The 23655-nt window shown below is 34.4% G+C and carries 15 protein-coding genes; 10 read left to right on the top strand and 5 right to left on the bottom strand.

Features of this window, described 5'->3' with window-relative positions:
* The first annotated feature begins 31 nt into the window (after positions 1-31).
* From MQX03_RS17710 to MQX03_RS17725, 4 genes are all read left to right on the top strand, one after another.
* Entirely contained in the window at positions 32-595 is a 564-nt protein-coding gene (locus tag MQX03_RS17710) for a metallophosphoesterase family protein (protein WP_242804598.1), read from the top strand.
* Positions 596-665: 70 nt separating this feature from the next.
* Complete coding sequence (locus MQX03_RS17715; RefSeq protein WP_242804599.1) at positions 666-1211, top strand: 3'-5' exonuclease; 546 nt, start codon at positions 666-668, stop codon at positions 1209-1211.
* A 104-nt stretch (positions 1212-1315) separates the two neighbouring features.
* A complete protein-coding gene (locus tag MQX03_RS17720) occupies positions 1316-1864 on the top strand; it encodes an exonuclease domain-containing protein (RefSeq protein WP_242804600.1) in 549 nt (182 codons plus the stop codon).
* 1015 nt (positions 1865-2879) lie between these two features.
* Positions 2880-4394 (top strand): slipin family protein, encoded by a 1515-nt coding sequence (locus MQX03_RS17725; RefSeq protein ID WP_242804601.1) that lies wholly within the window; start codon positions 2880-2882, stop codon positions 4392-4394.
* A 288-nt stretch (positions 4395-4682) separates the two neighbouring features.
* Here MQX03_RS17725 and MQX03_RS17730 read toward each other — a convergent pair whose 3' ends face one another.
* Entirely contained in the window at positions 4683-5129 is a 447-nt protein-coding gene (locus MQX03_RS17730) for a VOC family protein (RefSeq protein ID WP_242804602.1), read from the bottom strand.
* 314 nt (positions 5130-5443) lie between these two features.
* Here MQX03_RS17730 and MQX03_RS17735 point away from each other — a divergent pair, with 314 nt between their 5' ends.
* Both MQX03_RS17735 and MQX03_RS17740 read left to right on the top strand, forming a co-directional pair.
* Positions 5444-6961 (top strand): TROVE domain-containing protein, encoded by a 1518-nt coding sequence (locus tag MQX03_RS17735; protein WP_242804603.1) that lies wholly within the window; start codon positions 5444-5446, stop codon positions 6959-6961.
* Positions 6962-7117: 156 nt separating this feature from the next.
* The gene (locus MQX03_RS17740; RefSeq protein WP_242804604.1) at positions 7118-7723 is read left to right on the top strand and encodes a hypothetical protein; all 606 of its coding nucleotides are present in this window, start codon (positions 7118-7120) and stop codon (positions 7721-7723) included.
* A 1443-nt stretch (positions 7724-9166) separates the two neighbouring features.
* Here MQX03_RS17740 and MQX03_RS17745 read toward each other — a convergent pair.
* Complete coding sequence (locus MQX03_RS17745) at positions 9167-9772, bottom strand: helix-turn-helix domain-containing protein (protein WP_242804605.1); 606 nt, start codon at positions 9770-9772, stop codon at positions 9167-9169.
* A 201-nt stretch (positions 9773-9973) separates the two neighbouring features.
* Here MQX03_RS17745 and MQX03_RS17750 point away from each other — a divergent pair, with 201 nt between their 5' ends.
* The 3 genes from MQX03_RS17750 (at position 9974) to MQX03_RS17760 (ending at position 17964) form a co-directional block, all read left to right on the top strand.
* Positions 9974-10609 (top strand): hypothetical protein, encoded by a 636-nt coding sequence (locus MQX03_RS17750; protein ID WP_242804606.1) that lies wholly within the window; start codon positions 9974-9976, stop codon positions 10607-10609.
* Between the two features lie 248 nt (positions 10610-10857).
* Positions 10858-12867, top strand: coding sequence for a flotillin family protein (locus tag MQX03_RS17755; RefSeq protein ID WP_129534724.1), 2010 nt, complete (start codon positions 10858-10860; stop codon positions 12865-12867).
* 285 nt (positions 12868-13152) lie between these two features.
* Positions 13153-17964 (top strand): DNA repair ATPase, encoded by a 4812-nt coding sequence (locus MQX03_RS17760; protein ID WP_242804607.1) that lies wholly within the window; start codon positions 13153-13155, stop codon positions 17962-17964.
* Between the two features lie 54 nt (positions 17965-18018).
* Here the strand turns inward: MQX03_RS17760 and MQX03_RS17765 are convergent, their stop codons facing one another.
* The gene (locus MQX03_RS17765) at positions 18019-18351 is read right to left on the bottom strand and encodes a helix-turn-helix domain-containing protein (protein ID WP_228446798.1); all 333 of its coding nucleotides are present in this window, start codon (positions 18349-18351) and stop codon (positions 18019-18021) included.
* Positions 18352-18370: 19 nt separating this feature from the next.
* Complete coding sequence (locus tag MQX03_RS17770) at positions 18371-18790, bottom strand: transposase (protein WP_242804609.1); 420 nt, start codon at positions 18788-18790, stop codon at positions 18371-18373.
* Between the two features lie 759 nt (positions 18791-19549).
* Between MQX03_RS17770 and MQX03_RS17775 the strand changes: the two genes are divergently transcribed.
* The gene (locus MQX03_RS17775; RefSeq protein ID WP_242804610.1) at positions 19550-21088 is read left to right on the top strand and encodes a SulP family inorganic anion transporter; all 1539 of its coding nucleotides are present in this window, start codon (positions 19550-19552) and stop codon (positions 21086-21088) included.
* A 175-nt stretch (positions 21089-21263) separates the two neighbouring features.
* On the opposite strand, the gene fusA is transcribed toward MQX03_RS17775, so the two are convergent.
* On the bottom strand, positions 21264-23330 hold the full coding sequence (gene fusA / locus MQX03_RS17780; RefSeq protein ID WP_242804612.1) for an elongation factor G: 2067 nt from the start codon (positions 23328-23330) through the stop codon (positions 21264-21266).
* Between the last annotated feature and the right edge of the window lie 325 nt (positions 23331-23655).

Here is a 23655-nt window from a genome sequence, read left to right on the forward strand (position 1 = left end):
TTTTATGTAAATATTAAAACAAATTAAAAAAATGAAACCCAATATATTTTTTACAGCTGACCATCATTTTGGTCACGAAAATATTATAAAATTTTCCGAAAGACCTTTTGAGTCTTTGGAGCACATGAATGAAGAGCTCATCAAAAGATGGAATGAGAAAATAGGAGAGAATGATATTGTCTACCATTTGGGAGATATGAGTTTGGGAAAACCAGATTTTACAAAGGATATTTTAGACAGATTAAATGGAAATATCCATTTAATAAAAGGCAATCATGAAGGTGCCGCTTTAACTTATCCTAAACGATTTGCTTCCATAAGAGACTATCACGAATTAAGAATTGATGAACCAGAAAACGACAATGGTAAACAAAAAATCATTCTTTTTCATTACGCCATGCGCACTTGGAACGGCTCACACCGCGGAGTCTGGCAACTCTACGGACATTCCCACGGAACTTTGCCGGATGACGAAATGGCTTTAAGCATAGACGTCGGAGTAGATTGTCACAATTTTTGCCCAATCTCTTATGAGGAAGTCAAGGAATTGATGAGGAAGAAAAAATGGACACCGCCCTTTGCGCCGAGAAGCTAATATGAGTAATAAATAATTGGTAATGAGTAATGTGAAAATCATTTACCACTTATCATTTATTAAATTAATTATGAAAACAACAAATCAAATATTAATCATCGACTTGGAAGCTACGTGTTGGGAAAACGACAGAATTCCTGCCGGACAAAAAGTCGATATTATAGAAATAGGAATTTGCGAATTAAACAGAACAACAAAAGCAATTTCCAAGAAACAAAGCATTTACGTCATTCCTGAAAGGTCTAAAATCAGTAAATTTTGTACTGAACTTACAGGAATTACGCCGCAAATGATAAAAGAAAAAGGAATTCATTTCGAAGAAGCCTGTGAGAAAATCAGAGATAACAATGATTCCACTCAGCTTACCTGGGCAGGTTTTGGAAATTTTGATAAAGAGCAGATCATGGAACAGTGTGATTATCTCGGAATCGAAAATCCTTTCTCTGAAAATTATCTGAATGTGATGAATCAATTCAAAGGGTATAATGGACTTCATAAAATGATGGGTTTAAAAAGAGCCCTGAAGTTCCTGAACATGGATTTTGAAGGGAATCATCACAGTGGAGCAGACGATGCTTATAATGCAGCCAGAATTTTGAGAGAAATTTTGGAATAATAATTTTGGTAAGGAAGATGGGAGCGGGAAGCAGGAAGTTTTTGCATTGTCATTCACTTCCAGCCTCGAACTTCAAACCTTCAACCTTTTAAAACATTTAAAAAGTGAAAACAACAGACAACATATTAATTATAGACCTCGAAGCCACGTGTTGGGATGAGCACCCGCCGAGAGGTCAGGAAAGTGAAATCATAGAAATCGGCGTGTGTATCATGGATGCAAAAACTGGTAAGATTTCGCAAAATGAGGGAATCTTGGTGAAACCTCAATATTCAAAAGTAAGTCCGTTTTGTACGGAACTGACTTCCATTACCCAGAAAATGCTGGATGAAGAAGGTATTTTACTCGAAGATGCATTAGATATTTTACGAGCAGAATACGATTCTGAAGACCTGACTTGGGCGAGTTATGGAAACTATGACTTGAATATGCTTCAAAATCTGACAAGAAAATTCAATGTCAATTATCCTTTGAGTGAAGACCATATCAATGTAAAAACATTATTCGGAGAACTACATCCGACTGTCAGGAAAAGTGTCGGAATGGCAAGAGCTTTAGGTGAACTGAATTTTAAGCTTGAAGGCACCCATCACAGAGGTGTTGACGATGCGAAAAATATTGCGAAGATTTTGCATTGGTGTTTGCAACAATAATGTAACAATTTAGCAATATAGAAATATAACAATGGCTTCCTTTGATAGAGGGAGCTTTTTTATTTTCAAATTATTTCGTCATTGCGAGGAGCGAAGCGACGAAGCAATCTCAATAAATAACAATAGACTGCTTCACTTTCAATTTGCAATGACAAAAAAAAATCAATTAAAATATTCTACGCAAAAACATTGCGCAACAACACCCTTACTTTGCATCATCAAAATAAAACAACACTAAAATTTTGAAAAACAAATTTTAGTCAAAATATCAAGCAAGTCTTGTTGAGTGTTTCTGTATAGCACCATTGCAGGAGATTTTGTTGAGAAACATTATTTTTTTCTGTTCAACTTGACTTGAAGGTTTCAGAAGTTTGCCAAAAAACTTCTACCATGCGCTATGGGTCGAAGGTTCGAATCCTTCTATTTCCGTAAGGGAATATAACTCAGTTCGGTTAGAGTAATAGCTTTTTTTGGATGCGAGGGTTCGACTCCCTCCCTCATTTCGGATGAGGTAGCTCAGTTGGTTAGAGCACTACACTATTAATGTAGGTTGAAAATAGACTCAAAATCTATTTTTTTTATTAGAGTTTGAATATCTCGTTAAAAATATTCACCATGGGAAAATTTGAGTTTTTTTCAGTTGTTGAATCAACATTTTGAAAAAGCCTGTAAGTAAAGATGTTTTCTGGAAATGAAATTCAGTTGATGAATAGTCAATAATTGGACTGAATTTTCTAAGAAGGACGATTTTCCGCGTGAGCGATGGTAACGGATACCCCGCAGTGAAGAGCCGAAAGGCGATGAACGAGGAGTAGAAGTGAACGTAGCGACCCGAGTTGTTGCTTTCAGCGATGGCAAGGGACACGCCCAGGATCTGATTCATTAGAAAATAAGTTTAAGAATACTATTCTGAAATGAATGGAATTTTATGAAAAACTTTCCTTCCGCCATTTTTGGAAGAGAGAATCTCGAATTTTCCTTTTTTAATTAAAATTAATAACACTTAAAATAAAATATGATGTTTAAAAATGTACAAATTAAAGCGTATCAAATTGGTTTGGTTTTCAAAAACCGAAACTTAATTGAGATCTTAAAAGAAGGTAATCATTGGATTTTCGGAAATAAATCTGTGGAAGTTCATGAAATGAAAAACCAGTTCACAACAACTGAAGACTTGAATCTTTTATTGAAAAATGAAGGTTTGAATTCAATGTTGGAAGTTGTTGACGTAAAAGATGGTGAAATCGTTTTGGTACAGGAAAACGGAATCTTCAAAGAAGTTTTGAATGTTGGTCAATATGCTTTCTGGAAAGGAATTTTGAACAGAGAGTTTCAGAAAATTGACTTAACGAAAGTTGAGATTCCACAAGAAATTTCCAAGACAGTTTTGGAAAATATAAAATTAAAAAGTCTGGTAAGAAAGTTTGTTGTGCCTTCTCACTATAAAGGTCTGCTATTAATTGACGGAAAATTGAGTCAGGTTTTGGAAAGTGGTATTTACTCTTTCTGGAATAATGAATCTTCTATTGAAGTTAAAATAGTAGATCCAAACTATGAAATAAAATCACAGTTCGGATCCCATGAAAATGCAAATGTCTTAATAAAATCAGAACCGCTTAAAGATTTTTTGAAAATTATAGAGGTAAAAGACGGAGAAATCATTTTGCTATATGAAAACGGAAGTTTAAAAGATGTATTAAACGTAGGTCAATATGCATTTTGGATAGATATTGCAGACAGAGAATTTCAAAAAGTGAATTTGATGAAAGTTGAAATTACAGAAGATATTTCGAAGACTATCTTGGAAAATGTAAGAATGAGAAATTATGTAAGAAAATTTATTGTATCCAATCAATATAAAGGATTACTGTTAATTGACGGAAAATTAACCAAAATTCTGGAAGCCGGAACCTACTACTTCTGGAATAACGAAATTTCTGTTGAGGTAAAAGCCATTGATATGCGTATGCAGCAGATGGAAATTGCAGGTCAGGAACTTTTGACGAAAGATAAAGCGATGCTTCGTATCAATTTCTATGTGCGTTTTCAAGTAGAAAATATTGAAAAAGCGTTGATGGAAAATAAAGAATATGATAAGCAATTATATATTTTGATGCAGTTGGCTTTGCGTGAGTTCGTTGGAGCTTTGACATTGGATGAATTGCTGGTGAAAAAAGATTCTGTAGGAAAAGAGATCCTTGAAAATCTTGGCAATAAAGCCGAAGATCTAGGTCTGAAAGCTTCTGATGCAGGAATCCGTGACGTAATCTTGACCGGAGAAATGAAAGAAATCATGAATCAGGTTTTGATTGCCGAGAAAAAAGCTCAGGCCAACAGCATCATGCGTCGTGAAGAAACGGCTTCCACAAGAAGTTTGCTGAACACCGCAAAACTGATGGAAGAAAACGAAGTCCTATGGAAGCTGAAAGAAATGGAATATATGGAGAAAATCGCTGACAAAATTGGAGATATCACCGTTTCCGGAAACAGTAATATTCTTTCTCAGCTGAAAGAAATCTTTGCAAAATAAAACTAATAATCATTACTATAGAAGTGGGCTTCTGTAAAAAGAAGCCTGCTTTACAAACAACCTTGTAGCTTAAAAGGAAAAGCCTACGGCAAAATATTGCTTACCGTAGAGTTTGCGGATATTCCGGTTAGACCTGCGCGGACTAATGGGTAGAGTTTACAGAAGCACCGAAAATCTTAGGAGAAGTAGGGAAGCGTATTTACAGCCGCAATGCCAATATGGAATGTGAGTTCGAATCTCATCAAGGTTACAAAAAATGACAGATCTAAATTTTAGATTTGTCTTTTTTTATTTGTTTTCCAACCATTTTTCATAGGAAATGACTCCCAACTCAGGTTTCCCTTCACCTTCCAAAATAGAAATAAATTCCAATTGATTTCCATCGGGATCATTAAAATAAATCGCCAACGCAGGCATCCAAGCAAAAACCATTGGTTCATCAATTCCGTCTTTTAAAAAATTGTAAGGCTTTAAATTTTTGTTTTTCAAAAACTCAACGGAATAATTCAGAATATCTTCTTTATCAGCAGAAAAAGCAAAATGCCTTGTCTGTAAATTTTCCTTTTGTTCCCACAAACCCAACATGGCTTCTTTATTTTTTCCAATCCATAAAAATGCAATCGGACGGGTTTCGTCATGATGAGCAAACTCTAAACCTAAGACTTCAGTGTAAAATTTTATTGAATCGTCTAAATTGCTAACCTGAACATGAGTTTCATATAATCCTTTTATCATAGCTTACATTTTAATGTACACAAAGCTAGACAACGGATTTCCAAAAATCCAGAACTGTTGATTCCTTTATTTGAAATGAATGATAGATTTTTTCTAAACACGAATGACACTAATATTTTCACAAATATCACAATCAACCTTTAGTGTTTTTAGTGCAAAAATTCGTGTCATTAGTGTTTAAAAACGAAAAATTTAAAAAATATTCACAAAAACATTCACTACGCAAAAACACTGCGCAATACTACCATTACTTTGCATAAGAAATCAGAGAGGAATTGATAATTCTCCAAATGTTTAACAAAAAAACAGTAACCATGAAATTTAATTTTTTAAGAAAAGAAAATAGAGTAGTGACCAACTACGAAGGTGCAAAAGCGTATACAATGACACCTGCAGAAGAACTATACAGTGCTGTTGTTACCACAGGATTATCAAACACTTCCTATGAAAAAGGTAATGACAGATTGACGAGAATTCAATCTCTGATTCTGAAAAACGATCCTGAATTCGTTGCAAAATTGGCAGTTTATGCAAGAAAAGATATGTACTTACGTTCAATTCCATTGGTTTTGACAACCGAATTGGCGAAACAAACTTCAGGTACAAACTTGGTAAGCAGAACTGTCGATGGAGTTATTCAAAGAGCAGACGAAATCACCGAATTGCTGGCGTATTACCAATTGGCAAATGAAAGAACAGAAACAAAAAAGTTGAACAAACTTTCAAAACAAATTCAAAAAGGTTTGGTAAAATCTTTCAATAAATTTGATGAATATCAGTTCGCAAAATACAACAGAAAAGCTGAAGTAACTTTAAAAGATGCCTTGTTTTTGGTTCATCCAAAAGCAAAAGATGAAAATCAACAGGCAATTTTCAACAAAATCGTCAACGATGCGCTGGAAACTCCATACACTTGGGAAGTTGAACTTTCGGTTTTGGGTCAGACAAAATTTGCGGACGAAGCAGAAAGAAAATCAGCTTTCAAAAACAAATGGGAAGAATTGATTTTCAGCAACAAACTTGGTTATATGGCAACGTTGAGAAACTTGCGAAATATCCTGGAAGCCAATGTTTCTTCAGATGTGATGTACAAAGTGTGCAACTATTTGTCGGATGAAAAAGCGGTGAGAAACTCAAAGCAATTGCCATTCAGATTTTTGGCGGCGTACAGAGAATTGAAAACAATCGATTCACCTTATTTGTCATCAATCTTGGAAGCATTGGAAGATGCGGTAATGGTGAGTGCAAAAAACATCAAAGGTTTTGGTTTCGATACTTCGATGGTGATTGCGGCAGACGTTTCCGGATCGATGCAGCAACCGGTTTCTCCGAAATCGAAGGTTTTGTTGTACGATATCGGTCTGTTGATGTCGATGATATTGCAGTCGCAGTGCAAAAATGTGATCTCAGGGATGTTTGGTGACCGTTGGAAAAGAGTTCCGATGCCTAAAAACGGTATCCTGAGAAATGTAGATGCATTTTACAAGCGGGAAGGTGAAGTGGGTTACGCCACAAACGGTCATCTGGTGCTTGAAGATTTGATCAGCAAAAAAGAAAAAGTAGATAAGATCATGTTGTTTACCGATACTCAAATGTGGGATATTGGTGGATTTTCAAATGCTTTCGGAAACTCATGGGGGCGATACAAAAAGATCAATCCAAATGCAAAATTGTATATATTTGATTTGGCAGGTTACGGAAAACCACCGTTGGATGTCAGAAAAAATGATGTCTATCTTATCGCAGGTTGGTCCGACAAAATTTTCGATGTATTGAATGCATTGGAAGACCGAAAATCTGCAGTAGAAATGATTAAAAAAGTAGTGCTGTAAAAGGCACTGCTTTTAAAAATAAAAACGAATTACCAATTTTTTTTAGGAGCTATTTCCCGCTTTCCACTATATCTTTTTCGCCAACGCTTTTTTTAAAGCCATTTCAGAAAAAGGATGTCGTTTCAATCGGGGCTAATTTAAAATAAACTGAATATAATGATACAGCTTTTTAATGTTATTGAAATTGATCCTTTCAGATACTCGAAAGAAGAATATGAAATACCGGAACTTTCAGATTTATCAAACTCTGAAGATTTGCATGAAAGATGGCAAAAAGCTATTGCAACATTAAATTTGGACTTGAATCCAATTAAAAAGGGTTCTTATCTTGTAGATATTAAAAATGTGAATGATGAAAATTTAAAAATTATTTTAAATGTAATTTTTGAAGATGCTGAAGCAGATGGAAGTGATTTTTTAGCATCATTTAATGGTGGTATTATTTTAAAGGAGAACGATGAAATTTTAATTGAGCCTACCTGTTGTGGTGATCTTGAAAATTTAAAAGGTTGGCAATATATTTTTGAAAATAATTCATCAGAATGGTCACAGTTATGGATTGGTCATCCGTGGGTTTTCTATAAAAAAGAAAATGGAAAAATTCAATTTTCAGATTATACCGAGTATATGTTGAGTGAATTTAAAAATATACAACCTGTTTTCGAAGTTTATGAATTAGATTTAGAAATTGAAATTAATAAAATGAAAGAACAACAAATAAATTTCAATAATAGAGTTATGAAAATTTTAAAAGAAATGTAATAAGGTGAAGAATATATTTTGAGATTGCTTTGTCACTACGTTCCTCGCAATGACCTAAAAAATAACCGATGCCGTAAGAAAAGAAATCCTTCGACTTCCAATTGAAAAATGAGTCTTTTCGCCAGATTGCTCGGGTTTAACTAACCAATGTCGTTATCATAAGAGATCCATCGTCATACTTAAAATTTGATTTGATATCAAAAACTCTTATAACTTGTTACTTGGTTTTTAAATTTAAAATAAATTCAACTGCGTAAAAAGAATACGTACTAAAGCAATAATTTTGCTACAACAAAACACAATAACCATAAAAACTTAAAAAAGTAAGTGTCGTAAAACAGAATTTCTTCGTTTAAGGGACAGCAATACAGGTTCGAGTCCTGTTCTCGGAAATCCGAGATGGCGTAATTGGTATCGCTCTGTCAGTAAGTCTCTGTTTGATTTTTTACCTTACTTTAAAAATAATCGATGTCGTAAAAAAGAGTTCCTTCAACTTTCATTGAACTAAAAATTCTTTTTATCAGTTACTCGATTTTAAAATTATTCTACAAGTGCCGTGTATAAAAGTTACTTCGATTTTTTACAAAGGTTCGAAATCGAAGATTCGACGGAGTCAATCCTTTCGCCGAAAGGTGTGGTCGAGTGGATAGACAAGTTTTAAGACAGCTTTTATCAATATTTGCCTTGTGTTTTTTCAAAAAAGTATATAAACATAAAAATCAAGTGTCGTTTTAGAATCATACTTCGGTTATTAATCATTGGGACGCAGGTTCAAAATACGAAGTATTCGTGAATTCATAAAAAACAATAAAATATTTATGAACAATCCTGCCTTTTCCCAAAAGGAAAAGTAGCTCAGCGGGTAGAGCAAATGCACAGAAGATTCTATAATTTTTCACCTTGATTTAACAATAAAGAGTGTCGTAGAAAAGACTTACTTCTTGGTATAATTTTGGTTCGAGTCCAAACGATCTTGAAAAAGATTGGGAAGTCTTTCAATGAGTTACCTCTTTTTAATTCAGTTTAAATAAAGAGTGCCGTAAAGAAAACTTACTTCGGTAAATCTTATGATATTGGTTCAAATCCAGAAAATAAGTGTTAAAACTTATTCGTGGTTTTCTTGCCTTTTGCCTCTTTTTTAATTAATAAAATAAAAACAAGTGCCGTAGAATAGTGTTACTTCGCTTAGGACGACGGGGTCGCGGGTTCAAGTCTCGTCTCTTCCACAAAAAACACAATGTCTATTGGGAGAGTAGCTCAGATGGTTAGAGCACGATTACGCTTTTTGCCTGTTGCCTTGTTTAAAAATATAAAGTGTCGTAGAGAAAAGATACTTCGTCTCACCTTTGGGGAGGAATAATGAAGCAGATAATACCTGCAAGATTATCCGGTTCGACTCCGGCTAAAGACAATGCCCCGCTTTTCTTTTCTTGATTTTTACCTTTATTTTTTTTCTAAAATTGCAATCCTTTCCAAAATTTCGGAAAGGATATTTTTTTGCTCAGATGATAAATAGCCTGCGATTTTGTACACCTCTTTTTCAGATTGGTTTTGCTCTGAAGCTGAACTTAGATACCGCAGATTTCCTTTTTCAACATATAATAAAGTTTCAGGATTTTCTTCCATCATATTTGACTTCATTAAAAACAAAAAGTCACCAATTTTATAATTTGACAAAACCGATGTGTTTTCTGTGAATTCATAGATTAAATCAATATTTGCTAATGCTTTTTGCAGTGAATTATATTGAATATTATTTTCAAATTTATTCTCCTGATACGGTAAATCTGAATTAAATGACAATTGAAACTTTTCGAAATTTTCGGGTTTGTTGAGATCATCAATCGTTAATGGAACGGTCAGAAATTTATCCAAGTCGAGATTAAAGTAATGAACTACAGTTAGTAAGGTTGCGATTTTAGGCTCTGAACGCCCTTCCTCATAAGCGCCGATAACGCCTCTGTTTAAATCAAATAAATCTGCGAATGCTTGCTGGCTCAAACCTTTTGCTTGTCTTACTGTCTTAATATTAGCTCCAAAAAAACTCATGATTCCTAATCTTTTTTGCAAATGTAAGATTAAATTTAATTAAATTGCTAATATTATTTGCAATTTGAGATATTTTTATTATATTTGTGAACAACCGATCTAAATGGAGTGTGTGGATGAGGTTTTAAGGTCGGTTTGTTTTAAATATTTAAACAAAATTAAATATTTATTATAAAAATAATAATCTATTAAAAACGAATTATGATTGATCAGGAATTTTTAAACATTGCTTTTTCTCCGGTCAACACGGTTTTGACAGTGTTGCTGATTTTGTCAGTCATTTATTGGCTTTTCACCATCATTACGGGATTGGATATTGATGTCGGATTGGATGTTGATGTCAACAGTCCTGATGGTCATGTTCATATTCCGGATGATGCGTCAGGATGGCTTCAGTTTTTAAAATTTCTAAATCTCGATATTGTACCAATCACATATTTTCTCACGCTCTCGCTTTTGTTAACCTGGCTGGGTTCATTTTATCTCGAATCTTTTTTCTCTTTCGAGATTTGGGTTTCGGCTTTGTTAGTCCTGCCGGTATTTTTCATCAGTATTTTATTGACTAAATTAATTTTAAAGCCATTAAATCCATTCTTCAGAGAAATCAATCATAAAGGAGAAGTATCACATGATTTTCTAGGCCGACAGGGAAGAATGAAATCAACAATCTATGGAGCCAAAACCGGAATGCTGGAAGTTTTCGTCGGGAAAGATCCTATGATTCTCATGGTTAGAAGCAAAGATGGCGAAGTGATCGACCACGGAAAGACGGTTTATATTGTAGATGAAGATCGTGAAAAAAGAATTTATTACGTCGCTGAAGAAATTAGATTTTAAAAATGATATGATGACCACTTTATGATACTCCTCACTTATATTTTAGAATTGTTTCTTTCGTTAAAAATCGGTTGAAAACTGAAATAACTTAGCGAACTTTTATAAGTGAAACGGCTTTGTGATACTTAAAAAACAGATAGTAGTCAAAAAAAATCTGTGCACTTTGTGTTAAAATTAATAATACACATTTGCAAGAAATAATTTAAATCAAACTAAAAAACACATTAAAATAAATAAACTATAAAAATATGAATACACCTTTGATTGTTGGGATTGTTGTCACAGTGGTAGCATCTCTCGGATTGATTTTCTGGATTTTATCAATGTATAAAAAAACCGTTCAGGGAATCGTTATGTTAAGAACCGGTTACGGAGGAACGAAAGTTTTCTTCAATGCAGGAATCGTTATTCCTGTTATACACAGAATGGAATCTATGGATATTTCTGTTAAAAAACTGGAAATTGCAAGGGAAGGAAAAGCAGGACTAATCTGTAAAGATAATATGAGAGCCGATATTCAGGTAGCTTTCTTTATCAGAGTAAATAAATCAGCCGACGATATTGTGAATGTCGGTCAAACGATTGGCTGTCAAAGAGCTTCCGATATCAATACGTTGAGAGAGTTATTTGAAGCTAAATTTTCAGAAGCTTTGAAAACAGTAGGTAAAAAGTTTGAGTTCATTGAACTTTACGAAGCGAGAAGTGAATTCCGTCAGGAAATTTTAGATATTATCGGAACTGATTTAAACGGCTATGTTTTGGATGACTGTGCGATTGATTTCTTAGAACAAACCAAAATTGAAAATTTAGATAAAGACAATATTTTAGATTCAGAAGGTATTAAGAAAATTACAGAACTGACGGCTAATCAGAATATTAAAGCCAATCAGGTTCGTAGAGACGAGGAAAAAACCATCACGAAGCAGAATGTTGAAGCTCGTGAAGCGATCTTAGAACTGGAAAAACAGTTGGCTGAAAAAGAAGAATCTCAGAAAAGAGAAGTAGCGAATATCAAAGCTCGTGAAAATGCTGAGATTTTGAAAGTGGATGAAGAAGAGCGTCTGAAATATGAAACCGTAAGAATTGCTACCGAAGAAAAACTTCAGATTGCAGAAGAAAATAAACAGAGACAGGTAGTTATTGCAGCTAAAAATAAAGAGCGTGCCGATTTGGTGGAAACCGAAAGAGTTCAAAAGGATCAAATGTTGGAAGCAACAGAAAGGGAGAGAATTGTTTCTTTGGCTCAGATTGAAAAGGAAAAAGCAATCGAATTAGAAAAGAAAAATATTCAGGACGCCATTCGTGAGCGATTAACAATGGAAAAAACGGTGGTGGAAGAGCAGCAGGGAATTAAAGATCTTGAAGCTTTCAAAACAGCCGACAGAAATAAGCAGGTAGAAATTACCTTGGCAACTCAGGAAGCTGAAAAGAAATTAATTCAGGAAACAAGAGCAGCGGAATCCAGAAAACTAGCTGCAGAAAAAGATGCTCAGAAATATGTGATCGAAGCTCAGGCAAAACGTGACGGAGCTGAAAAAGAAGCAGAAGCCCGCAAGATTATCGCTGATGCAAAAGCGAAAGAAGAAGCAACTGTTGGTTTATCTGAAGCTCAGGTTCTCCACGCAAAAGCGGATGCAGCAGAAAGACAAGGAATTGTAGAGTCAATCGTTATCGAGAAAAAAGCGGAAGCTGAAAGAAAAGAAGGTATTGCACAAGCCGAAGTTATCAAGGAGAAAGCTTTCGCGGAAGCAGCCGGAATTACAGAAAAAGCTGAAGCGATGAAAAAACTGAATGATGCAGGAAAAGATCACGAAGAGTTCAGATTGACTTTAGCAAAAGAAAAAGAAGTGGAATTGGCTCAAATCTCAATTCAAAAAGATATCGCACAGGCTCAGGCCGGAGTTCTAGCGGAAGCGTTCAAATCCGCAAAAATTGATATCGTTGGCGGAGATAATACGTTCTTTGATAATGTTGTTCGCCAGGTTTCTGCCGGTAAAGGATTGGATAAATTCATCAGTCACAGCGAAAATGCTACGTTGGTCAAAGAAAATCTTTTGGGTGACGGCGAAAACATCATCGGAAAAGTAATGGGAATGGTTGACAAATACAATATTTCTTCCGAAGACATCAAAAACATGAGCATCGCAAGCCTGATTTTCAAACTAAACGGAGTTGCTGATCAGCAGGAAAAAGGTCTTCTATCCAGAGCAATGGATATGGCGAAACATTTAGGTGTTGACCAAAAACCAATCAAATAAAACACTAACTATATTGTAAAACTCTCATTGTATGATTATTCAATTATACTTTGAGGGTTTTTAAAACATTAAGAAATTTAAAACATTAAGAATAATTAAGGAAATATCGAAGATATTTGTAAGCGTTCTGCTTAAAATTTGACTTTGTCAATTTTCTTAACTAACCTTTTATCGAATGATTTCTAAATTTCTTAATGTTAAAAAAACATTGCTTTCTTAAAAGCATTTTTAAACAGAATGATGATAGTCTAAAACCTAGCATCCAACATCTAATATCTCAAAAATATGTCAGAAAAATTAAATTCAGGGACATACGAAATTATTCAGAACCGTCTGAACGAGCAGAAAAGTGATCTCATTCAAAGGCTTCAGAAGCTGAACGAAAACCGTAAAGAAATTTTCGGTGGTGTAGATTTTTCTCTCATTGCTAACGAAAGAATTTCTACAGAACATAATTGTATTGCCAAAGATATTTTTTCGTTAAAAAATACATTAATATTTGGTTCAAATGCTCATTTGGGCTTACAGACAGAGATCAGTATTACCGATGTTTTTTCGGTTTATAAAATAAATAGCAAGCGTTTTGAGCCTCAAGATGCTTCTTTGATTGAAGATGAAATTTTCATTGAAGAGTTCAAAAATTTATATAAATATTACAGAAATACTTTTTTCGCACGCTTTCATTTTACAGAAAACTATCTGTACATGGTTTTCCAGTTGTCTGAAAGTACATCTGATATCAAGGCTTTCAAATGGTTGATCAAAGAAGATCAGCTGGTTTATGTAGATTCCAGAAGTGCTTCGGAGGTTACATATCCGGCACAGCATGGTTTTGCGTGGACGAAAGCGACAAGAGATATGCAGCGCAGCGGAAAATTTCCGCACGTTTCTTTGGCCGATAAAGTTTTTGTGGAGTCGATTGGCGGCGATATTACCATTAAAATCGAAGACAATACCGACACTGGAAAAGGAATTTATTCTGAAGATGTCATTCATAAAGATCAGAATCTCGATGATGCTGAAATTCACTTCTGCGACCTTGATAACTTGGTTTTATTTAAAATCAAACCCTATCAGGAAACTGAAAGATATTTCATTTACAATCATAAAGAAAAAATAGTTTCCCGTGTCGATACTTTGAAGCATTCAGCGGTTTTACTTCCGGAAAATCAGGGCGTTTTGTTCTCGAATGGTTATGCTTTGCAGACTGGAGGTCTGAAAGTAATTTCTCAGGATTCAAACCGTCTTCATTATCTGAAAACGATTTCTGAACCGAATGGTGAAAACTTCATGTGTGTTTTCTATGATGATAAAACCAATAATTATCAACTGATTTCATATAATATCATCACGCAATCCATTGAAACACCGATTCGTTGCAGTGGCTATTCTATTTTGAATGATGGGAAACTTATTTATTTAAGAGAGAGTGTAGAAACAACGAAACATCACTTAGCTCAAATCTGGCAGACTCCGTATTCCAGAGAATTACAGCCAAATACAGAAAAATCGGATACGCTTCTTTATAAAATTGGAAATAAAGATATTGTGAGGGTGATGGCAGAAAGTCAAGAGCTGATTACTTTGTTGAACAAGGAAGATTCTTACAGCGGTTTGTATGATGATATTGTCAAGCTTTCAACCACGATTTTAGATGCGTATTATTTTCTGGGTGATAATGAGGTTCAAAATTTAGATAAACCTTTAAAAGAAATCCGGAAAATAGCTCATTCTGCCATTAATGAATACGAAAAAGTAATTGAGCAGAAAAAAAGCACGGGTGAAGCGGTTGAAAAAATCAAAGTTTCTTGCGGAAAAATTTTAGATGATACTAAAAGGATCAATTATTCTCAATTGACAGAATATATTGATATGCTTTCGCAGATCAGAGCTTTGCGTGGCGAAATTACCGGAGCAAGAGATTTAAAATATGTCGATGCGAAAATTCTCGACACCTTAGATGAGTCATTGTCTGTAAGATCGGGAGAACTTTCCAGTGCCTGTGTAAATTTCCTACTTCAGGAAAATTCTCTGTCGCCTTACGAAACCCGAGCGCAATCAATTTCTGAAAATATCATCAATTTGCAGAAAGCGATTGATGCCAAAACTATTGAAGAAGATATCAATAATTTGTCTGGGCAATTGGAGCTTTTGGTGAATATTGTCAATAATTTGAAAATTGAAGATACTTCGCAGTCAACGCAGATTATTGAGAATATTTCGGTGATTTTTGCAAGGTTAAATCAGGAGCGTTTAGAATTGTCAAAAAGGAAAAGAGAGATTTCAGGAAAAGAATTGTCAGCTGATTTTCAGGCGCAAATGACTTTGTTTGATCAGTCGGTGATTAATTTTCTAGAACTTTCCCAAACTCCGGAAAAATGTGATGAATATCTGACCAAACTTTCCATTCAGTTAGAAGAAATGGAAACTAAATTCATTGATTTTGATGAGTTTATCCAAAAAATTGGCGAAAAAAGAGAAGAAGCATACGGTCATTTTCAAAACAAACGAGTTCAGCTTACGGAATCCCGCAATAAAAGAACACAGAATTTATATGATTCTGCAAAAAGAATTTTACAGTCTGCCAAAACAAAGACGGAATCTTTCGATGCTGAAAACGAAATCAACGGCTATTTTGCGACCGATTTAATGGTTGAAAAAGTTCGTGATATTTCTCGACAGCTCATGGAAATGGAAGATTCTGCCAAGGCAGAAGAAATTCAGACTTTGTTGAAAACCTCGCAGCAGGAAGCCGTTCGAAAGTTTAAAGATAAAAAAGAAATTTACGCAGACGGCGACAATGTGATTGCTTTGGGTGATTATAAATTTGCCGTTAACCGTCAGAAATTAGACTTGACTTTGGTGCTTCGGAATGCGCAATATTATTATCATTTAACGGGAACGGGATTTTATGAACCTCTGAATTTTGAAACAATTTCAGATTACAAAGAGGTCTGGAATCAAGAATATATTTCAGAAAATTCTAATGTTAAACGTTTTGAATATTTAGCATGGAATATTTTTTCACAAAATAGAAATATCAATACTGAACAGCAAAACCGAAATGCGATTCAGCAGTTTATGACTGAGCATTTTGGTGAAGGTTTGGTGAAAGGAATTCATGACGAAGATGCGTTGACGATTGTTTCGAAACTTCAGCAGATGCACAATGAGTTGGGATTGATGCAGTTTACGCCATCCGAAAGAGCGCTGGCGCAATTGTTCTGGTGTTTTTTGAATCAGGAAAGAAAAGAATATTATCAGAAGCAATTTGAAGCAGCTAATTTAATTTCAAAATCATTTGTAACTGATGAAGGTTTTCAATATCTCAATGAAGAACTTTCAAATGAAATAAAATCTTTTACTCAAAACAATCATCTTTTTGCTGAGGTCAATGATTTCAATGCTGCGATTTATCTGAAAAGAGAAAATAAATCAGCATTTGTGGTTTCTGAGAAGGCGGCTTTGCTGTATGATTCATTTTTAAAAAATTTAAAGGAAAAAGGAAAGGACCTTGAGTTCATTGATCAGCTGAATTCGTTGAAAAATTATCCTTCAGCATGCTTTTCGATCGCGGAAAGTGCTTTGAATGCGTTTTTATTTAATTCAGAACTAAATTTTGAGGATGATATTAAAAAAGAAACCGCTGTGTTTTTTGTGACCCAACAATTCAACGCAGAAAATATTCTGCATGTCACGTATGAAGCAGTTTTGAAAGGTTTAAAATCATTAGAAAAAGACCTTGATTATCGTTTGGATTATTATGAATTCAATTACCGTTTATCCAATTTCAATGAAGTGGTTGTTCCGAAATACAAGCAGCTGCAGGAATTAAAGGCGAAATGGGTTAACGATAAAAAGAAAAGTCTGAAAATCGATACGTTCAAATCTCAGGTTTTGAGCTCGTTTGTAAGGAATAAATTGATCAGTGATGTTTATTTTCCTTTAATCGGAGCAAATTTGGCAAAACAATTAGGAACCGTCGGAAACGACAAACGTACCGACAGAATGGGAATGTTGCTTCTTGTTTCACCGCCGGGTTATGGGAAAACCACTTTGATGGAATATATGGCAGATAGAATGGGATTGGTTTTTATGAAAATCAACGGCCCTTCCATCGGTCACGATATTGTTTCCACAGATCCGAATGAAGCTAAAAATGCCGGCGCAAAACAGGAACTTGAAAAGTTGAATTTAGCTTTAGAAATGGGTGATAATGTGATGTTATATCTCGATGACATACAGCATTGCAACTCTGAATTTTTGCAGAAATTCATCTCTCTGGCCGATGGGCAAAGAAAAATTGAAGGAATTTATAATGGTGAAAGTAAAACGTATGATTTAAGATCAAAACGCTTCTGTCTCGTCATGGCTGGAAATCCGTACACGGAAAGTGGTGAGAAATTTAAAATTCCGGATATGCTGGCGAACCGTTCCGATACCTATAATTTAGGTGAAATTTCCGGAAGTAAAACGGAATTGTTTGATTTAAGTATAATTGAAAACGCTTTGATGTCCAACGATTACCTCACACGACTGACTAATCAGGGAATGGAAAATCTGTATAGTCTATACAATAGCATTCAAACCAATTCGCCAAATGTAGATTTAACCGGAAATTTTAGTTCAAATGAGATTTCAGATTTCAGAAAGGTTTTAGAAAACACATTGAAAGTAAGAGATGTTGTTTTGAAAGTTAACAAACAATATATTGCTTCCGCAGCAATGTCTGATGATTACAGAAACGAACCGTCTTTCAAACTTCAGGGTTCTTACCGAAACATGAATAAGCTGATTTCACAGATTCAGCCTATTTTAAAAGAAGAAGAAGTCACGCAGATTGTTTTAAATCATTATCAAAACGAATCTCAAACATTGACAACCGGAGCAGAATCGAATATGCTGAAATTAAAAGAGCTGATGAATTTGATTTCTGATGATGAAAAGAATCGCTGGGACGAAATCAAGAAAACTTTTGTCAAAAATAAAATGATCAAAGGTTTGGGTGAAAATGATAGAATGACGCAGATTGTGGCTTTGCTGGCACGGTTCAGCGAAGGTTTAGATGGAATAAAAGATGTTTTGAAGAAAGATTAACTTCGAAATTTTGCAAAAAAAATGCTGCGGTAATCGCAGCATTTCTTGTTTTAATTATTGAATATCATCTTCGCAGATTTTCTTCCATTTTGCAATGGTCGTTCTGCTGATTTTATATTTTTTCGAAATATAATTGCTCGAGAATCCGTGTTGTTTTTGATAAGTTAATATCTTCAGCATCGTTTCTCTGTCGTATGTTCTTAGCTTCTGGTTATTTTCTAAACTTTCTTTCGATTGCTTGAAAAGTTTTTCATTAAACTTAATCACCTCGTCGCTGGTGTTAAGATTCTGAAGAAGCTCCGTAACTTTTACGTCTTTCAATTTCTCAGGATGTTCCGCAAGAAGAAGATCGTGATAAATCTTGCTGTAATTAGGTCTCATTTTCATAATAAATAAATTTGGTGATTTATGGTTGGTTTTTTTGCAGCCATCTGTGAAGTGTACTCTTTGGTATTGAGTATTCTTTGATTACGTCTGCCTGTGTCATTTCTCCGGAAATAATTTGTTTAAGAATAAAATCCTTAATTTCCTGAGTGTAAATATTTTTTCTGAATTGTGGTGTTTTGTTAGATTTTTCTTTGCTTTTGTTTACTGCTGATGGCGGTGCATACAAAATCAAATGGGAACTGTAAAGTCTGAAAAAGTCATACTCCAGCAGCTTAGACCATCTCAAAAGGACTTCTGTATCGATAGAATTGCTCTCGTAAACAGTCTTTACAAACTCTTCATCTTTATTCAGGAAATTACAAATTCTCTCTATTGTAATCCCTTTCTGGTCTACAAGTTCTTTGATTGATTGGCCTATATGTATTACTTTGTATAACATTTATAAATAATGATTTATTTTTAAATATTTTCCATTAATCAGTAACTGATAAGCATTTGTGTTTTTTAATTAAGCTTTTTAATAACTTTTTGTGGAATCTATAATCTGTAGATTGAAGATGTGGTATATTTTCAAAATTTTTATTGATTTAACTAATTTGTAGTCAGTTAATTGTGAGCAATCAAATTTAAATTTTATACATTTTTTAAATATTAATAAAACTATTCAAAGTCAAAGGGAGTTTTTTGATTAGCGATGACAAATTAAGGCTCGTTAATATTAGTTTTTCTTTAAATTTTCCCGTAACGATGAATAATTGCACCGATGTTTTGATTAGGGGGATTTAAATCTTATCTCAATATTTGACTAAAAATTAACTTATCAATACCCCAAATTTAAAAAAAAATAATCAATAAATCACTAAAATCATATTTAATAATTATTAATAATAATTAATTTATGTTGTTGAATGAAAGTTAATACAGGTAATTGTATTTGTTATTTTCTAATTATTTTGTTGCTTACTTTAAGTTATTCAATAAGATACGATGCTTTGCTTAATGAAAATTCTTTCCTTTCAAAGATTGTATAGTTTGTTGATAGTATTTAACTTTGCCAAAGTAAAAAATAAAATTGATTTAGTGAATTAATTAATTTTAAAATCATCTCAATCATTCAAATAAGTCATTATTTTATTTTAAATAAATATTAGCCTGTTTTATTGTAAGATATATAATCGTTTAAGGCGAAGCTCTCCAAATGAAAAATACCCTTGCTCTTTTTGATTTTTCACAAAAAATTAATTATAAAAATGAATTATTAGCTGGTTTTACAGTTGCCATGACGATGATTCCGGAGTCACTTTCATTTGCGATTTTGGCTGGTCTTTCACCGTTGACAGGGCTTTATGCAGCTTTTATGATGGGATTGGTTACTGCGATTTTAGGAGGGCGTCCTGGGATGGTTTCTGGTGGAGCAGGAGCTACGATTGTAGTTTTGATCGCTTTAATAAAAACTCATGGTATAGAATATCTCTTTGCAACTGTGGTGCTTGCTGGAATTTTTCAGATGCTGGTCGGGATTTTTAAATTAGGAAAATTTGTAAGGCTTATTCCACAACCTGTAATGTATGGTTTCCTGAATGGTTTAGCGGTCATTATTTTTATGGCGCAAATAGAACAGTTTAAAGTTATTGAGGGAAATGGAGTTGTCGGTTGGCTTCAAGGTTCTTCCTTATATATTATGGGAGGTTTGACTGCATTGACAATTGCAATCGTTTATTTCTTTCCTAAATTGACAAAAGTTGTTCCTGCATCGCTCGTTGCAATCATCGTTGTTTTTGGAATTGTTTTAGGATTTAATATAGATACTAAAACTGTTGCTGATATTGCGAATATCAGTGGAGGCTTACCTGATTTTCATATTCCTCAAATTCCATTTTCTTTGGAAACTTTACAAATTATTTTTCCTTACGCGATGATTATGGCGGGAGTTGGTTTGATAGAATCATTGTTGACATTATCAATGGTCGATGAAATCACCAATTCAAAAGGAAGTGCCAACAAAGAATCTGTCGCACAGGGAATTGCTAATATTACCAACGGTTTTTTCGGTGGAATGGGAGGTTGTGCGATGGTTGCGCAGACTTTGGTGAATCTAAATGCAGGTTCAAGAGCGAGGCTATCAGGAGTAATTGCATCAATCACAATTTTAGTAATTATTTTGGTGGGAGCACCTTTTATTGAAAAGATTCCAATGGCGGCTTTGGTTGGAGTAATGATGATGGTTGCGATCAGTACTTTTCAGTGGGTTTCGATTAGAATTGTTAACAAAATGCCAAAATCTGATATTTTTGTCGGAATGACGGTGGCTTTGATTACCATTGTTTTACATAATTTGGCTTTGGCAGTTTTGGTAGGTGTTATTATTGCAGCTTTAGTTTTTGCTTGGGATAATGCGAAAAGAATTCGTGCAAGAAAGCATATTGACGAAAACGGAATTAAATATTACGAAATTTTCGGTCCATTATTTTTCGGGTCTGTAATGAATTTTACAGAGAAATTTGATCCTGCAAACGATCCTGAACAAGTTGTAATTGATTTTAAAGAAAGCAGAGTTGTCGATATGAGTGCTATCGATGCGTTGGATAAATTGTCAAAAAAATATAATGAGTTGAATAAAAAACTACATTTAAAACATTTAAGTGAAGATTCTATAAAATTATTGAAAAACGCAGAAGCTGTCATTGAAGTCAATATTCATGAGGATCCTACTTATAAAGTGATGCCAGAAAAGTAGTGTTAGAATGTCATTGCGAGGAGCGAAGCGACGAAGCAATCTCAAACATCTGTGTAAATCCGTGAAATCTGAGTTAAAAGATCTGCGTAATCCGCAAAATCGGCGAGAGAAGAAACGTACAATTTACTTTATAACCCAAACAAGGACTGCAAAATAAATTCACAGCCCTCGTTTTTTAGGTCATTAATGTATTCGCAATGAAATCAGGCACTAAAGCATAGTGCGACAATTTCATGCTGATGGAAGCTCTTCCGCTTGTCAACGTTCTCAGATCAGAAATATATCCGAAAGTAGAAGCCAAAGGAACTTCTGCTGCGAAGATTTTTCTTCCTGATTTTTCATCAATCGAAGTGATCATTCCTCTTCGTTTGTTGATATCGGCAGTCACAGCTCCGGTATATTCCTCGATACTTTGAATCTCAATCTGCATGATAGGTTCCAATAATTTCGGTTTGCATTGTTTTGCAACTGCTCTGAAACCATCTCTTGCTGCCATTTCAAAATCCTGAGCATGGGAATCATTACTGTGAGTTGAGCCGTCCAGAAGTGTAATTTTCATACTTTCTAAAGGGTTTCCGCTTAAAGCTCCGTTTTCCATTGCCTCTCTAAAACCTTTTTCAATAGAAGGAATGAACTCACCAGGGATTACACCGCCTTTAATTTGGTTGATGAATTCCAAACCGATTTCATTATTTTCACGAGGTCCAATTTCAAAAGTGATGTCTGCGAATTGTCCGCTTCCACCAGTTTGTTTAACCAATTTTTCTCTATGCTTTTTAGTTTCGGTTAAAATTTCCTTGTATGAAACTTTAGGCTTCCCCTGATTGATTTCAATTCCGTGATTCAATCGGATTTTTTCTAAAGTAACTTCGAGATGTAATTCACCTAAACCGCTCAACAAAGTTTCGCCCGTTTGTTTGTCTCTTTCGACAACTAAAGAAGGATCTTCTTCCTGAATTTTAGCTAAAACCAGTCCGAAAGATTTCTCATCGGCATTCGTTTTCGGCTCAATAGAAACTCGAATAACCGGCGCCGGAATTGTGATGGATTCAAGCAAGACAGGTTTTTCAATGGATGATAAAGAATCTCCTGTCTTCGCATCTTTTATTCCGGTTAAAGCTACGATATCACCTGCTTTTCCTTCTTCAATCGTTAACGTTTTGTCCGACTGCATCTGTAAAATCCTCGAAATTCTGAAATTTTCATTCGTTCTCACATTTAAAATCGTGTCTCCGGATTTTATATTTCCTGAATAAATTCTCAGCATTGCCAGTTTACCCATGTGTTTATCAATCACAACTTTGAAAACCAGTCCTGAAAAAGTTTCTTCTTCATTTCTTTGAAGTTCGATTGTTTCTTCCGTTTTCACATCTTTTCCTTTGATAGAAGGCAATTGATTTGGAGCAGGAAAATAACTTACAATCGAATCAAGCAACGGCTGAACTCCTTTGTTTTTAAAAGCAGAACCACATAAAACGGGAACTACAGCTCTTGACTGACAGGTTCTTTTTATGGCTTCAACAATTATTTCTTCAGAAATTTCAGTTTCAAAATCCATGAATTTTTCAAAGAAAGTTTCATCAAATTCTGCTAATGTTTCCATTAATTTTAATCTGAATTCATCAGCTTCTGCTTTATAATTTTCAGGAATTTCCTTTTCAATAATCGTTTCGCCATTTTCATCGATCCAATACAAAGCTTTTTGTTTGATTAGGTCAATAACTCCTTCAAAATTATCTTCAGAACCCATCGGAATTTGTAAAGCCAAAGGAACTGCGCTCAATTTAGTCTTGATTTCATTTAAAACAGCAAAGAAATCAGCCCCGATTCTATCCATTTTATTGATAAAACAGATCTTTGAAATTCCATGTTTCTCCGCTTGGAACCAAACGTTTTCAGTTTGTGGCTGAACTCCCGAAGAAGCGCAGAAAACTGCAACAACGCTGTCTAAAACTCGTAAAGAACGCTCAACTTCCACTGCAAAGTCGATGTGACCGGGAGTGTCAATAATATTGATGTTAAAAACATTCTGATCTTTTTTCCATTGTGTGGAAATTGCTGCAGATGAAATGGTTATTCCCCGGTTTTTCTCCTGAATGTCTTTGTCCATCGTGGTATTTCCTTCGTCTACGTTTCCGATTTTGTGGATCATTCCGGTGTAATAAAGCAATCTTTCCGTGAGGGTTGTTTTTCCTGCGTCGACGTGTGCTATAATCCCTATATTTCGTGTGTTGTATTTCATTTTGTTAAATTTAAATTTTTGATTTTTAAGGTTGTAAATAAATTTTAAGTACAAGATTGTAATGATTCTTATATTTATTTCAGTAAGAAATTTTCTTAACGTTAAAATTTCAGACAACCAACTTGAATTTTTCGAAAGCTGGAAATAGGGTAGCAAAAAAGACCTATCTGAATCGATAGGCCTTTGTTATATTTTTGATTTATAAAGGTCGATCGTTATTCAGATAAATATTTAGTGCTACCAAAGTACACAGCTCTGATAGGATTGTTTAAAGTGATTATATTTATCATTTTTGTTGACATTGTTGATTGTTAATCGGTTGCGA

The sequence above is a fragment of the Chryseobacterium aahli genome, from assembly GCF_022699665.1.
Classification (GTDB): Bacteria; Bacteroidota; Bacteroidia; order Flavobacteriales; family Weeksellaceae; genus Chryseobacterium; species Chryseobacterium aahli.

What these genes read in the sequence shown, in the direction of transcription:
- MQX03_RS17715 (WP_242804599.1), top strand. Translation starts at nt 666, where the DNA reads ATGAAAACAACAAATCAAATATTAATCATCGACTTGGAAGCTACGTGT.
- MQX03_RS17730 (WP_242804602.1), bottom strand. Translation starts at nt 5,129, where the DNA reads ATGATAAAAGGATTATATGAAACTCATGTTCAGGTTAGCAATTTAGAC.
- MQX03_RS17725 (WP_242804601.1), top strand. Translation starts at nt 2,880, where the DNA reads ATGATGTTTAAAAATGTACAAATTAAAGCGTATCAAATTGGTTTGGTT.
- MQX03_RS17765 (WP_228446798.1), bottom strand. Translation starts at nt 18,351, where the DNA reads ATGAAAATGAGACCTAATTACAGCAAGATTTATCACGATCTTCTTCTT.
- MQX03_RS17760 (WP_242804607.1), top strand. Translation starts at nt 13,153, where the DNA reads ATGTCAGAAAAATTAAATTCAGGGACATACGAAATTATTCAGAACCGT.
- MQX03_RS17750 (WP_242804606.1), top strand. Translation starts at nt 9,974, where the DNA reads ATGATTGATCAGGAATTTTTAAACATTGCTTTTTCTCCGGTCAACACG.
- fusA (WP_242804612.1), bottom strand. Translation starts at nt 23,330, where the DNA reads ATGAAATACAACACACGAAATATAGGGATTATAGCACACGTCGACGCA.
- MQX03_RS17770 (WP_242804609.1), bottom strand. Translation starts at nt 18,790, where the DNA reads ATGTTATACAAAGTAATACATATAGGCCAATCAATCAAAGAACTTGTA.
- MQX03_RS17745 (WP_242804605.1), bottom strand. Translation starts at nt 9,772, where the DNA reads ATGAGTTTTTTTGGAGCTAATATTAAGACAGTAAGACAAGCAAAAGGT.
- MQX03_RS17740 (WP_242804604.1), top strand. Translation starts at nt 7,118, where the DNA reads ATGATACAGCTTTTTAATGTTATTGAAATTGATCCTTTCAGATACTCG.
- MQX03_RS17735 (WP_242804603.1), top strand. Translation starts at nt 5,444, where the DNA reads ATGAAATTTAATTTTTTAAGAAAAGAAAATAGAGTAGTGACCAACTAC.
- MQX03_RS17775 (WP_242804610.1), top strand. Translation starts at nt 19,550, where the DNA reads ATGAAAAATACCCTTGCTCTTTTTGATTTTTCACAAAAAATTAATTAT.
- MQX03_RS17710 (WP_242804598.1), top strand. Translation starts at nt 32, where the DNA reads ATGAAACCCAATATATTTTTTACAGCTGACCATCATTTTGGTCACGAA.
- MQX03_RS17755 (WP_129534724.1), top strand. Translation starts at nt 10,858, where the DNA reads ATGAATACACCTTTGATTGTTGGGATTGTTGTCACAGTGGTAGCATCT.